Here is a 13,156-nt window from a genome sequence, read left to right on the forward strand (position 1 = left end):
GGGATTCGGGCGCACTTGGAAACCGGATGTTGCCCGTGCCGCGAAAAACCTCCGGCCCCGCCGCATTACGCCTCGTGCGGCAACAGGAGTGACGCATCACCATAGGAGAAAAAGCGATAACCTTCCGCGACCGCGTGATCGTAAACCTCCCGCATCCGCTCGCGCCCCATGAGCGCCGAGACCAGCATCAAAAGCGTGCTTTTGGGCAGGTGGAAATTAGTCATCAGTGCATCCGCCATCCGGAACGCATAGCCCGGCTTGATGAATATATCGGTCTCGCCCAGAAACGGCGCGATTTCTCCCTTGGCGGGGGCCGCGCTTTCGATCAGGCGCAGCGCCGTGGTGCCCACAGGGATCACCCGCCCGCCACACGCCTTTGTCGCGTTGATCTCGCGTGCCGCCTCTTCCGAGACCTCGCCCCATTCCGAATGCATCTTATGCTGGGAGACATCATCGACCTTCACCGGCAAAAACGTCCCTGCCCCCACATGCAGCGTCACATAGGTGAATTCGACACCTTTCTCTTGCAGGGCTTTCAACAAAGGCTCGTCAAAATGCAGCGAAGCGGTCGGCGCCGCCACCGCCCCCATATTGCGCGCCCAGACGGTTTGATAGTCTTCCTTATCCTGCGCATCGGCCTTGCGCTTGGCTTCGATATAGGGCGGCAAGGGCATGGACCCCGCCTCTGCCAGCGCCTTGTCGAAATCCTCGCCCGTAAGGTTGAAGGCCACCACTGCCTCGCCGTCTTCCTTGGCAATCAAGGTGGCGGAGAGATCGTCGGAAAAGCGCACCACCTCGCCTTCCTTGATCTTTTTCAGCGGCTTGATCAGCGCCCGCCAGACCATCCTGTCATGGCCCGCCTCGGCTTGCGGCTCCAGAAGCGTGACCTCGATCTTCGCCTCCTGATAGCCCTGCGCCGTGTCGCGCCCGCGTTTGCCGGAAAGCCGCGCGGGCAACACTTTCGTATCATTAAGCACCAGACGGTCCCCCGGTTGGAACCACTCCAGAAGATCGGTCACATGCCCGTCGACCATCCGCGTGGGCGTGGCCACCAGAAGCCTTGCCGAAGACCGCGGCTTGGCAGGACGTGTGGCGATCAGCGCCTCGGGCAGGTCGAAATCGAAGTCGGACAGTTTCATGAGAGCCTCAGCTTATTGGGTCGCCCATATGCGGGCACCGTTTTATTGATCGCCTGCGGGTTTCTTGCGGAAGATATCCCGCAACGCGCCCGGCGTGAAAAGAGAGAGCGGGTTTACACCCACGGACGGATCTTTGGCATCGCCTTTGAGCGTATAGGTGAAGCCGAAAAGCCCCTCGCCCTTGCGCGCCACAACCTGCCCCAGAGCATTGACGAAATAGATCGGGGAGACCACGCCCTGCATATCCAAAGTCCCTGCGGCGCTGTCATAGAGTCCTTCCATGGTGATGCCAAGAGACGGGCCTTCGGCAGAGCCGGCCTTGACCGTCAGACGTCCGGGTTTGAGGACAAAGTCGCTCTGGGCATGGGTGAACAAAAGACCACCCCCGCCGGTCATCTGTTCGATCATCCCGACCACAGAAATTGCCGACAGAAGCTCCGCCAGAGAAGGCGCGGATTGCACGCGGATATCCTCGATGGTCACGCGCCCGTCAAAACTGTCCTCCTCGGGCAAGGCGGTCAGGCTAAGGTTGAGCACCCCGCCGGAGGCGCGTTCCAAAACCCCCGTGGCAGTCACCACCGCCCCCGCATCCTGCGAACTGGCGGTGATCGTCGGCCCATAGACGCCGGGACGCAGCGTGCCGGTCATCTCGGCTGTGCCGTTGAGCCGCCCGCGAAACGAACCGGTCACGCCTTCGGAACGCGTGGCCAGCTTTGCGGAAAACCCGTCGAGGCTCAACCCCTCGGAAATAACCAGCCGGTCCAGTTGTGCCTCGATCGGCACAGACCCTGCCCCCTGACCGGAGCCCGCACTGCCAAAACGCGCGCGCGACAGATCAAGCGTTCCACCGCCGATCTCCACCTTCACAGGATTGCCCACACCCTGCCCTATGACCGCCAAAGGCCCGTCGAACCAGTTGTTCAACCGGACACGTCCGAAGCTCAACCGGTCGAACTGCCCCGCGGGCGTCATGGTCACACGCCCGCCCGTGGCCGTTAGCCCCGCACCCGAAAGCGTAAATTCCGTGATCTCCGGTCGTGGCCCCGCCGTGCCTTTGAGCGTCAGACTGCCCCGCGTCCCCGCCGGTTTGCCATATCCCACAGGCGCAAACGACAGGCGTAGCCCCGAAAGATCGGAACTCATTTCAAAGGCGGGGGCCTGCCCTTTACGCAGCGCCACAGTCAGCGCGGCATCCGTCTCCCCCGACACCATGCCTTTGGGCAGAGTGATGTTGAACGCATCAAACAGCGCCTGATTGATCCGCGCCTGTCCGGTGATGTCGGATTTGCCCTTGTGTTCGGGGCCGAAATTCTTGCGCCACTGGCCGGACATCTGCGCCGTGCCCACCCGCGCAGCCCCTGCAATCGACAGGCCAGACGGATCCATCGTCAGCGTCAGTTGATCCGCGCTCAAGACCTGTCCGGCCATAAGCTGATCGGAGCGGACGTTGCTTAACCTGCCGTTCAGCAGGAAATTCACATCCTCGAACATCACCTTGGGGATCAGCGGGAAACCGATCTGACCGCGCAGCTCTGCCTGCCCCTCGGCCACATCCGCGCCAAAGGTGGACTCGCGCAGCGCATTGAACGGCGGACCCGCCACCATCGCCAGCCCCGCCTCCACCGAGGAGCGGGTTTTCAGCCCCACCTCAAGACGCGCGGGTTTCACATAGATGTCGGGAATACGCAGCACCGTGCCCGCCACATCAATCACACCGCCGGACGGAGCCTCGATCTGCCCGCCCTCGACCGTCACGGTCATGGCCGAGCCGAAAATCGCGCCATAGCCGTGGCCGCCCTCAAGTTCCGGCAGGGCCTTCATGTAGCGCATATCGAGACCGTCAAAGGCCCAATCCATCGCCAGAACTGGTCGCGCCAGTCCCGGTGCAAAGCGCAGCGCCACATTAAGATCGTGATAGGTCGCCTCATGGATATTCTCCGCCATCCATGTGCGGGTTTTCGCAATCACAGCCGGAGGCCAGAGCGCCAGAATCTCCGAAATGGTCATTTCATCGACAGAAAGATCAAGTGCGGCGGTCCAGCCCTCGGGACCGGCCTCCGCACGGCCCTTTCCGCGCAACCACAAATCCCCTTGCGCCAGATCGAACTGGCCGACCTCCAGCGTGAAGGGATTGAGCCGCAGCTTGGCATCGACTGCCGCCTGATCGAAGACCAAAGGCGCGTCGAACACGCCCTCCGGCGCAATGCGCAAATCCGTCACCTTCCATTGGCCGGTGAAACTCTGCGGCCACGACCCGTCGAAATCGCCCAGCAGAACCTGTCCGCTGCCCGTGACCTCAAGCACATCTGTCTCCAGCCGCAACTCCGGAAAATTGATGCGCTTTTTCGCGGGATCATAGTCGAAATAGCCTTTGCCACCCTCAAAGGCGAGAGGTTCCGCCCCTGCGCCAGCCACGATCTGACCGGGATCGAAGGCCAGCGAGCCGGTATATTCGGTCAACTCGCCATCCGTACCGAACTCCGCCCGCATCGCGGCAGAGACCGGCGCATCGACCACGGACAGAAAGGACAGGGTCGGGCTTTGCAGAGCGAAATCCTGCGCCGGAGCGCGCTCCATATTCAGGGCAATCGTCGAGGCCAGAGACCCCTTTTGCGAGGCAAAGCCCAACTCGATTTCCGCGAGGTCTTCGGTGCCGTTGAACAGCTCGAAGTTCAGTGTAATGTCAATGTTCTCGTCGGTATTGAGCAAGGTGATCGCGGCATCCGTCGCCTGCCATATCCGGTCGGAACGCGCGTCCTCCAGAGAAACCGTCACCTCCCGCGCCTCGACCCGCGAGATGTCGGAGAGAGGATCGTTGGAAAACGCGAGATCGATCGCTTCGAGCACCTCCGCGCCCGAGCCAAAGACCCGTTGCGCACCGCCGAAATCGAGCGCGAAAGACCCGTCCTTGCTGCGCCGCACAGTGATTTGCGCGCCGGACAGCCGCAGCGTGTCGGGGCGAAGGCGGCGGGCCTTGAGCGCCTCTTTCGACAGGACCGCCCGCAATTCGTTCAGGCTGGCGATCTCGGCGCCCGTGGCGTCGATCAGCACGACATTGCGCGCGGTGACGCGGGGCACGAAATGGCGATCCACGATGGCGACGATCTGGCCGATGGAGACCTGCGGCCCGTTCAGGTCGCTATTCAGCTTGCCCTCGATCCGATCGGTGAGCGCGTCGGGAAAGGTGATCTCGCGCCCCGTGAAGGCCAGCACCGCTAGCCCCGTGAACACCGTCAGCACCACGATGAAGCCAAGCGTCCAGAAGCCGATCACATGATGCGTCGGGCGGCGTTTGCGTGCGGGGGGCATGTCCGCCTCCTGCGGCGGCACATCCTCTTTCGCATTGTCTTGGGCACGGGGCTCCGTCATCTCGGCTGCTCTGTTCGTCACGATCTCGGGTCGGATCGGTTTCATCTTGTCGTAAAGCGGCCTAAAACGAAACCGAAAGCCTCTGCAACGCGTAAACTGCGCGAGCAGCGGATAAAAGCCTGTCGCACCGGAACTTGACCACAAGGTGATTGCGAAATGATTAAGGCGTCCATAGGTTAGACAGCGTTTCCCGAAAATCCGGTTTCTGGTCTTTCGCGAAACGCTTCATGAGCAGATGAGGGAAACACACATGCTTGAGCTTGGCACCCCCGCCCCCGATTTCACCCTGCCCCGCGATGGTGGGTCCGATGTCACCCTTTCCGATCTACGCGGTCGGAAAGTGGTCCTGTATTTCTACCCGAAGGATAACACCCCCGGCTGCACCACCGAGGCGCTGGATTTCACCGCATTGAAACCGCAATTCGAGGCCGCTGGCATCACTGTCTTCGGGATTTCCAAAGATTCCGTGAAGAAACACGAGAATTTCTGCGCCAAACACGATCTGTCCATCCCGCTGTTGTCTGATGAAAACGGCGGTGTTTGCGAGGCCTACGGGGTTTGGGCCGAGAAAAAAATGTATGGCAAGACATTCTGGGGCATCGTCCGCAGCACCTATCTCATTGATGAAGAGGGCAAGGTCGCAAAAGTCTGGCCCAAGGTGAAAGTTGCGGGACATGCCGCAGAGGTGCTTGAGGCCGCAACGTCATGAGCCTGACGCTTGCAGAAATGGCCGATGGGGTGTTGCGCACGGCGGACGGACGCGAAAAAACCGCGCTGTCGCATAAATACGCCGCCATGTGGCGCGAGAGCCGTGATGCGGGCACACCGATTGCGATTGGCACAGCCACCCCGCCGATGCAGCCAGCACGGCCCGCACAACCGGAGCTTTTGAGCCCGCGCGATGTGCCGCGTCGCAAGCCCGGTTCCCCTGAAGGACGCAAGGCGATCCTGCACGCAATTGCACATATCGAACTTAATGCGGTGGATTTACACTGGGATCTGGTCGCCCGCTTTACACATATCGACATGCCGCTGGGATTCTACGACGACTGGGTCAAATCGGCAGACGAGGAAAGCAAGCATTTCAATCTGGTCTGTGACCGGCTCGAAGCCCTCGGCTCTTTCTACGGTGATCTACCGGCGCACGCGGGCATGTGGCGCGCGGCCGAAGACACGGCGGAGGACATCATGGGACGGCTGGCGGTTGTGCCGATGGTGCTGGAGGCGCGCGGGCTTGATGTGACGCCGGGCATGATCCGGATTTTCCAGAACGCCAAAGACCCCGAGACGGTAAGCGCGCTTGAAGTGATCTACGCCGAAGAGGTCGGCCATGTGGCCTATGGCGCGAAATGGTTCAATTTCCTCTGCGGGCGCGACGGCATTGATCCGAAGGACGAGTTTCACGCCCTTGTGCGGCGTTACTTTCCCGGTGGCACCAAACCACCCTTCAACGAGGAAAAACGCGCCGAGGCCGGTATGCCGCCGGATTTCTACTGGCCGCTTGCGGATGAGCTGCCGCCTGCGTGGAGCTAAGGCCCGCTCAGGGGCGGGATACGGGGCGATTCCCTAAGAAGACTTCCGCCCACTTATTTTTCTCCGCCGCATTGAGATAGCCCCCTCGCCCACAGGTTTTCGAGGGGGCTATTATTTATGCACAGCACCGCGCGCAGTTGCATAGTTTTCGATCAAATCACTGTGAGCGCTGACAAAAATCTTAAGAAATTGCTGCAGTGCGTCAATGCGTCGCGGTGAGACTCGGCGCGGACAGGCGTAGCCCCACCTCACAAACTCGTGGTCGGCGTGTCGGCGACCTCAAAAGAGGCGTCGGCACGACCGGAAAAAATAAAGGCACGCACATTGCTTAGACTCAGGACCCTCCTGCTGGCACTTGCCAGCGCATTTGCGCTGTCCGGGTGTCAGTACCATGTACTTTCACCGCAGGGCTGGGTCGGGGATCAACAACGTAACCTGTTGATCATCTCGACTCTTCTTATGCTCATCGTCATCATTCCGGTGTTGATTATGGCCGTGTATTTCCCGCTGAAATACCGCGCCGACCGGGACGATACGTCGGATTACGATCCGACCTTCGAACATTCCAACAAGATCGAAGTCGTCGTCTGGGGCGTCCCGATCCTGATCATCATCGCGCTCGGGTATTTCACCTATGTCTATACCCACCGGCTCGACCCCTACGCACCGCTCGATCACCTCGAAGCCGGCGCTCAGGTCGAAGTTCAGGCGGTGTCGCTGGATTGGAAATGGCTGTTCATCTATCCCGAATTCGGCGTGGCCTCGGTCAACGAGCTCGCGATCCCCGAAGGCCGTCCGGTGAATTTCTCCCTGACCTCTTCGACCGTGATGAACACGCTGTCGATCCCCGCGCTCGGCGGCATGGTCTATTCGATGGCGGGCATGGAGACGAAACTCCACCTGATCGCGGACGAGACCGGCACCTTCCCGGGCCGTTCGGCACATTATTCCGGTCCGGGGTTCTCGCATATGACCTTCGACACGCTGTCGATGTCCGACGAGGATTTCAACGCATGGATTGCAGAAGCGAAAGCCAAGGGCGCGACACTTGACCGGACCAGCTATCTGGAACTTGAAAAGCCGACCATTGACGAGCCGGTGAGATACTACGGCTCTGTTGAAGACGCTCTGTTCCGGCGCATCGTCGAACTGTGTGTCGAAGACGGCAAGGTCTGCATGGGTCACATGATGATGCAGGACGAACTGGGCGGCGGCGGCATCGCGGGCATCCCGAATGCAAGCGCCTACAGCTATGACCGCGCCCGCACCATCGACGGTTTCGGCAACTTGATCGAACTTCCCGATGTTGAAGTGAAGGCCTTCCACGAAGCCTTCTGGAATGACCCTGACGCAATCTGTAGCCCGGATTTCGTCTTCGCGGAGAAGAAAAACAATGGCTAACGCACATGTTCAACCGGCGGAGACTTTCTCGCCGATCTTCGGGCGTCTGACGCTCGACTGGATTCCCTATCACGAACCCATTCTGGTCGCGACATTCGCGGGTGTCGCCTTGGGCGGGCTCGCGGTTCTGATCCTGATGACCTACTTCAAACTCTGGGGGCCCTTGTGGCGCGACTGGGTTGTGTCGGTCGACCACAAGAAAATCGGCATCATGTATATGGTGCTCGGCTTTGTCATGCTGGTGCGCGGCTTTGCCGATGCGCTTATGATGCGCGCCCAACAGGCCATGGCCGCAGGTGGGGCCGAAGGCTGGCTTCCGCCGCACCACTATGATCAGGTCTTCACCGCCCACGGTGTGATCATGATCTTCTTTGTGGCCATGCCTTTCGTCACCGGCGTGATGAACTACGTCATGCCGATGCAGATCGGCGCACGCGACGTGGCCTTCCCCTTCCTGAACAACTTCTCCTTCTGGATGACCGTATCCGGGGCGTTGCTGGTCAATATCTCGCTTTTCGTCGGGGAATTTGCCCGCGTTGGCTGGCTGGCCTTCCCGCCCTTGTCAGGGTCGAGTTATTCGACCGGACCGGGGATGGATTACTACCTCTGGGCCTTGCAGATCGCAGGGGTCGGCACCACGCTGTCGGGCATCAACCTGATCGCCACGGTGCTCAAGATGCGCGCTCCGGGCATGAAGCTCATGGAGATGCCGATCTTCACATGGACCGCGCTGATCACCAACGTCCTGATCGTTGTCGCCTTCCCCGTGCTGACCGCAACTCTCGCGCTTCTGACACTGGACCGTTATGCAGACTTCCACTTCTTCACCAATGACTTTGGTGGGAACGCGATGATGTATATCAACCTGATCTGGATCTGGGGTCACCCTGAAGTCTACATCCTGATCATCCCCTGCTTCGGGATTTTCTCGGAGATCGTCTCGACCTTCTCCGGCAAGCCGATCTTCGGATATAAAACGATGGTCTGGGCCACCGCCTGTATCATGGTCCTGTCCTTCGTCGTCTGGCTGCACCACTTCTTTACCATGGGCTCGGGTGCCAGCGTGAACACCTTCTTCGGGATCACGACGATGATCATCTCCATTCCTACAGGGGTGAAGATCTTCAACTGGCTGTTCACCATGTATAAAGGCCGTGTGCGTCTCGAAGTTCCGATGCTCTGGACCATCGGCTTCCTTGTCACCTTCACCATCGGGGGCATGACCGGTGTGCTTCTGGCTGTGCCGCCTGTGGACTTCCAGTTGCACAACACGCTCTTCCTGATCGCGCACTTCCATAACGTGATCATCGGCGGCGTGGTCTTCGCCGTCTATGCGGCGGTGAGCTACTGGTGGCCGAAAGCCTTCGGTTTCAAAATGTCCGACAAATGGGGCAAACGCAGCTTCTGGTTCTGGCTGACGGGCTTCTACGTTGCCTTCATGCCGCTCTATGCGCTGGGTCTCATGGGTGTCACTCGCCGGATGAACTCCTATCCGGATGCCGGCTGGCAGCCCTATTTCATCGTCGCAGGCTTCGGCGCGTTGTTGATCCTGATGGGCATTCTGTGCACCTTCATGAACTTCTACGTCTCGATCCGTGATCGCAACGAGAACCGTGTCGGCAACGACCCGTGGGATGCGCGCACGCTCGAATGGGCCACGCAATCTCCGCCGGCCCCCTACAACTTCCCGTTCGATCTTCAGGTCTCTGGCCGCGAAGCCTTCTGGACGATGAAGCAACAGGGGTTCACATGGCCCAAGGACAACTTCAAACCGATCCACATGCCGAAGGGCACTGCCACTGGCGTGTTGATCTCGGCGCTGTCTCTGGGCTTCGGCTTTGCCATGGTCTGGTATATCTGGTGGCTGGCGATCATCACCTTCATCGGCATGATCGGTCTCGGGATTGCCCATACCTTCAACTACAAACGCGACTACTACATCCCTGTGGATGAGGTCGCGGCAACCGAGGCGAAAGGAGCCGCCGTATGAGCCACTCCCAAACCGCAAGCGTGAGCATCGCCCAACACGAGGTGCATCACGAAAGCCCCACGCCCATCGGGTTCTGGATTTACCTGATGAGCGACTGCATCATCTTCGGTGCGCTTTTCGCGACCTATGCCGTCCTTGGCGGCGGGTTCGCGGGCGGGCCGGGGCCGAAGGATCTGTTCGAGCCTGGGTTCGTCGCCATTGAGACGGCTTTGCTGCTGTTCTCCTCGATCACCTTCGGCCTCGCCATGCTCCAGGCCGACAAGGGCAAACGCGACGGCACAATGATGTGGCTCGTGATCACCGGCATCCTCGGTGCGGGCTTTATCGCGATGGAAATCTATGAGTTCCATCACCTCATACACATCGGCGCAGGGCCGGACCGTTCGGCCTTCCTGTCGTCCTTCTTTGCGCTCGTGGGCACCCACGGGCTGCACGTGACGGGCGGGATCATCTGGCTTGTGACGCTCCTGTCGCAAATCAAGATCCACGGGCTGACCGGCGCGAACATGCGTCGCCTCGGTGCGCTGTCGATGTTCTGGCACTTCCTCGATCTGATCTGGATCGGAGTGTTTTCCTTTGTCTATCTGGTGAGGTTGGTCTGATGTCAGCTGATACGCATAACTCCCACGACAGCCACTCCGGCGGTCACGGCACCATGGGTCAACTGATGGTCGGCTTCGCGCTTGCCGCGCTCCTGACCCTCATCCCCTTCTACCTTGTCATGGCCGAAGTGGAGATGAGCCGCCAAACACTGGTCGCCATCATCATGGGGCTGGGCGCGGTTCAGATCATCGTGCATCTGGTGTTCTTCCTGCACCTGAACACCAAGTCCGAAGGTGGCAGCACCTTTATGGCGGCCATTCTGGCGGTGATCATCCTTGTCATCGTTCTGGCCGGTTCGCTTTGGGTCATGCACAACATGAACGAGAACATGATGCCCATGCATGACATGGAGCAGCAGCTCGAACAGATGAGAAGCCTCCAGTCCCAACAGGGCTGAAGCCGCTTCCACCACAAGAACAGCCGGGGCCCATGTGGCCCCGGTTTGCCATGAAGGACCGCAACATGCCCTCTGCCCGTTTCCTCTCCGTCAAACTGATCCTTGCCACACTGATCGCCGTGATCGGCGTTGTAGGCTTTACCAGCCTCGGCATCTGGCAGGTCAAGCGCCTGCACTGGAAACTCGACCTGATCGAACGGGTGGACACGCGCATCCATGCCGACCCTGTCGCGGCCCCCTCCACCGCGCTCTGGTCCGGCATCACCAGCGAAAAAGACGAATACACCCGCGTGCGCCTCACGGGAGAATTTCTCAACGACGACGAGGTGCTGATCTACACGCCTTCGGATTTCGGTCCCGGCTACTGGGTGCTCACACCGCTCAAGCGCGATGACGGCACGATTGTCATGGTGAACCGTGGCGTTGTTCCCCAAGAGCAGGCCTTGGCCGGAGACTTCACCCGCATCACGGGCGAGACCACCGTCACCGGACTTCTGCGCATGTCGGAGAGCGAAGGCTGGCTGTTCTCGCGCAAGAACGATCCAAAGAACGGCAACTGGTATCGCCGCGACATTGTCTCCATCACCCGAGCCAAGGGCTTTGCTGAGGCCGCGCCCTATTTTATCGATCAGGATGCAATCGACCCGACCGGCTGGCCGCGTGGCGGCAAGACCGTGGTGAGCTTCCGCAACTCCCACCTGAGCTATGCGCTGACATGGTTTGCGCTGGCCTTGGTGATGGTGGCGGGCTACGCGCTCGTGCTGCGCCAAGAGATCAAGCACCGCCAGTAGGCCGCTCCGCCGGTTTGCGGGCCGACATCAACGGTCCGCACATCACGGCTCCCCCGCACAACACAACAAATCCCCCGCACCATGCGCCCTCCTCCTCCGCCAGCGGGGCTGTGGCCTGTCGGGCCTTCCGTGCCTTTCAGTTTTGCCTCGCACCCTTGCCATATGAGCTAACGGCCCTAGTGTGAGTCCTGCACGATCTCGAACAGGCGCGCGGCACACTCATCATGCTGCTTTTCTGCGCGCCTGAAATTTTTCCTTGCATGCCTATATTTTTCTTATAGGAAAATAATTGCTAAAAAGAGCAAACTCCCACTATGGTGGGGGCAGGGAATCAAAATAACCCGTGAATAACCAACAGACGAGGATACATAACTATGAAGAAATATACTTTGACGGCCCTTCTGCTTGCCGCCGCTGGTTTTGCCGGCACGGCTGCGCAAGCGGACAAACTGGACGACATTATCTCTTCGGGCAAGCTGCGCTGCGCGGTTGTTCTCGACTTCCCGCCGATGGGGATGCGTGACGAAAACAACGAACCGATCGGGTTCGATGTGGATTACTGCAACGATCTGGCCGCCGCACTGGGCGTTGAAGCCGAAATCGTCGAGACCCCCTTCCCCGAGCGTATTCCGGCCCTGATGTCCAACCGTGTTGACGTTGGTGTTGCCTCCACCTCCGACACGCTGGAACGCGCCAAGACCGTGGGTTTCTCCATCCCCTATTTCGCGTTTGAAATGGTTGTGACCGCTGCCGAAGGCACAGACATCACCTCCTTTGAGACGATGAAAGGCCACACTGTCGGCGCCGTTGCCGGGACTTACGAGGCGATTGCTCTGGAAGAATATGTGAACGAATGGGGCGACGGCTCCGAGTTCCGTCCCTACCAGACACAGGCCGATGTCTTCCTCGCACTGGCCCAAGGCCAGCTTGACGCCACCGTGTCCACCTCCACCGTGGCACAGGCCAATGTGAAATCCGGCAATTTCGGCGGCATCGAAGTGGTCGGCAGCGCGCCGTTCGACATCGACTATGTCGGTCTGTTCGCCAAGCGTGACGAATACGGGTTCCTCAACTATCTGGACCTCTTCGTGAACCAGCAGATCCGCACAGGCCGCTATGCCGAACTCTATGAAAAATGGGTTGGTGGCGAAGTGCCGTCCCTCACAGTGCCGGGCGCATATCGCTGAGCCAGAGATGATCTAAATTGCGGCGCGGGTTTCCCGCGCCGTTTTCTTCTCTTCAGCAGGGCACACAACAGAAATGTTTGATTATACCTTCCAATGGAAACAGGCCTTGGCCCGTCTTCCCAAGATGCTGGACGGTGCGGTGATCACGATGGAGGTCGCGATTATATCGATGCTCTTGGGCATCCTATTCGCCATCCTCCTGACGATGTTTCGCCAGACCAAGTCCCGCCCCCTCAATGCCATCGCGACCACATGGATCGAGATCGCCCGAAATACCCCCGCACTGTTCCAGATCTACATGGCGCATTTCGGGGTCGCGAGTTTCGGCATCCACTTCTCTCCCTTTACCTCGCTTCTGATCGGCATCACCTTCAACAACGCAGGCTACCTCGCCGAGAATTTCCGCGGCGCGCTCAAGGCCATTCCGGACACGCAGGCGCGTGCGGGGCAATCGCTGGGCATGTCTCCGGTGCAATCCTTCCGCTATATCGTTCTGCCGCAAATGTTGCGGATTTCCTTCCTGCCGATGACCAACCAAATGGTGTGGGCCATCCTCATGACCTCTCTGGGCGTCACCGTGGGCATGAATTCCGACCTTTACGGCGTCACGCAGGATTTGAATGCGCTGACCTTCAGAACCTTCGAGCTTTTCGCCATCGCCGGTGTGATCTTCTACATCATCACCAAAGTCATCACCCTGAGCGCACGGCTGATCGCCGCACGCCTGTTCCGGTATTGAGGGAGAC

The 13,156-nt window shown here is 59.7% G+C and carries 11 protein-coding genes; 9 read left to right on the plus strand and 2 right to left on the minus strand.

Annotation, left to right across the window (positions count from 1 at the left end):
• Window positions 1–65 precede the first annotated feature (65 nt).
• Together queA and KO492_RS14330 are read right to left on the minus strand one after the other, a co-directional pair.
• A complete protein-coding gene (gene queA / locus KO492_RS14325; protein WP_216045575.1) occupies window positions 66–1,139 on the minus strand; it encodes a tRNA preQ1(34) S-adenosylmethionine ribosyltransferase-isomerase QueA in 1,074 nt (357 codons plus the stop codon).
• Between the two features lie 42 nt (window positions 1,140–1,181).
• On the minus strand, window positions 1,182–4,508 hold the full coding sequence (locus KO492_RS14330; RefSeq protein WP_216045576.1) for a DUF3971 domain-containing protein: 3,327 nt from the start codon (window positions 4,506–4,508) through the stop codon (window positions 1,182–1,184).
• Window positions 4,509–4,758: 250 nt separating this feature from the next.
• On the opposite strand from KO492_RS14330, the gene bcp reads away from it, so the two are divergent.
• The 9 genes from bcp to KO492_RS14375 all read left to right on the plus strand — a co-directional run bounded on the left by bcp (window position 4,759) and on the right by KO492_RS14375 (window position 13,149).
• Window positions 4,759–5,217, plus strand: a complete 459-nt coding sequence (gene bcp / locus KO492_RS14335) for a thioredoxin-dependent thiol peroxidase (protein ID WP_216045577.1) — start codon at window positions 4,759–4,761, stop codon at window positions 5,215–5,217.
• Window positions 5,214–6,041, plus strand: a complete 828-nt coding sequence (locus KO492_RS14340) for a ferritin-like domain-containing protein (RefSeq protein ID WP_216045578.1) — start codon at window positions 5,214–5,216, stop codon at window positions 6,039–6,041. The genes bcp and KO492_RS14340 overlap by 4 nt, the downstream gene beginning before the upstream one ends.
• Before the next feature lie 267 nt (window positions 6,042–6,308).
• Entirely contained in the window at window positions 6,309–7,442 is a 1,134-nt protein-coding gene (cyoA, locus tag KO492_RS14345) for a ubiquinol oxidase subunit II (protein ID WP_303578321.1), read from the plus strand.
• Complete coding sequence (gene cyoB / locus KO492_RS14350; protein WP_216045580.1) at window positions 7,435–9,432, plus strand: cytochrome o ubiquinol oxidase subunit I; 1,998 nt, start codon at window positions 7,435–7,437, stop codon at window positions 9,430–9,432. The genes cyoA and cyoB overlap by 8 nt, the downstream gene beginning before the upstream one ends.
• Window positions 9,429–10,034 carry a cytochrome o ubiquinol oxidase subunit III gene (gene cyoC / locus KO492_RS14355; protein WP_216045581.1) on the plus strand — a complete coding sequence of 202 codons (606 nt, stop codon included), beginning with the start codon at window positions 9,429–9,431 and terminating at the stop codon, window positions 10,032–10,034. Before cyoB ends, cyoC begins: the two co-directional genes overlap by 4 nt.
• Complete coding sequence (gene cyoD / locus KO492_RS14360; RefSeq protein ID WP_066603922.1) at window positions 10,034–10,432, plus strand: cytochrome o ubiquinol oxidase subunit IV; 399 nt, start codon at window positions 10,034–10,036, stop codon at window positions 10,430–10,432. The genes cyoC and cyoD overlap by 1 nt, the downstream gene beginning before the upstream one ends.
• 65 nt (window positions 10,433–10,497) lie before the next feature.
• Window positions 10,498–11,223, plus strand: coding sequence for an SURF1 family protein (locus tag KO492_RS14365; protein WP_216045582.1), 726 nt, complete (start codon window positions 10,498–10,500; stop codon window positions 11,221–11,223).
• Between the two features lie 374 nt (window positions 11,224–11,597).
• A complete protein-coding gene (locus tag KO492_RS14370) occupies window positions 11,598–12,410 on the plus strand; it encodes an ABC transporter substrate-binding protein (protein WP_216045583.1) in 813 nt (270 codons plus the stop codon).
• A gap of 73 nt (window positions 12,411–12,483) precedes the next feature.
• Complete coding sequence (locus KO492_RS14375; RefSeq protein ID WP_066603915.1) at window positions 12,484–13,149, plus strand: amino acid ABC transporter permease; 666 nt, start codon at window positions 12,484–12,486, stop codon at window positions 13,147–13,149.
• Window positions 13,150–13,156 lie beyond the last annotated feature (7 nt).

This window comes from Celeribacter halophilus (genome assembly GCF_018860305.1).
GTDB classification, from domain to species: Bacteria; Pseudomonadota; Alphaproteobacteria; order Rhodobacterales; family Rhodobacteraceae; genus Celeribacter; species Celeribacter halophilus_A.

What these genes read in the sequence shown, in the direction of transcription:
- queA (WP_216045575.1), bottom strand. Translation starts at nt 1,139, where the DNA reads ATGAAACTGTCCGACTTCGATTTCGACCTGCCCGAGGCGCTGATCGCC.
- KO492_RS14330 (WP_216045576.1), bottom strand. Translation starts at nt 4,508, where the DNA reads ATGACGGAGCCCCGTGCCCAAGACAATGCGAAAGAGGATGTGCCGCCG.
- bcp (WP_216045577.1), top strand. Translation starts at nt 4,759, where the DNA reads ATGCTTGAGCTTGGCACCCCCGCCCCCGATTTCACCCTGCCCCGCGAT.
- KO492_RS14340 (WP_216045578.1), top strand. Translation starts at nt 5,214, where the DNA reads ATGAGCCTGACGCTTGCAGAAATGGCCGATGGGGTGTTGCGCACGGCG.
- cyoB (WP_216045580.1), top strand. Translation starts at nt 7,435, where the DNA reads ATGGCTAACGCACATGTTCAACCGGCGGAGACTTTCTCGCCGATCTTC.
- cyoC (WP_216045581.1), top strand. Translation starts at nt 9,429, where the DNA reads ATGAGCCACTCCCAAACCGCAAGCGTGAGCATCGCCCAACACGAGGTG.
- cyoD (WP_066603922.1), top strand. Translation starts at nt 10,034, where the DNA reads ATGTCAGCTGATACGCATAACTCCCACGACAGCCACTCCGGCGGTCAC.
- KO492_RS14365 (WP_216045582.1), top strand. Translation starts at nt 10,498, where the DNA reads ATGCCCTCTGCCCGTTTCCTCTCCGTCAAACTGATCCTTGCCACACTG.
- KO492_RS14370 (WP_216045583.1), top strand. Translation starts at nt 11,598, where the DNA reads ATGAAGAAATATACTTTGACGGCCCTTCTGCTTGCCGCCGCTGGTTTT.
- KO492_RS14375 (WP_066603915.1), top strand. Translation starts at nt 12,484, where the DNA reads ATGTTTGATTATACCTTCCAATGGAAACAGGCCTTGGCCCGTCTTCCC.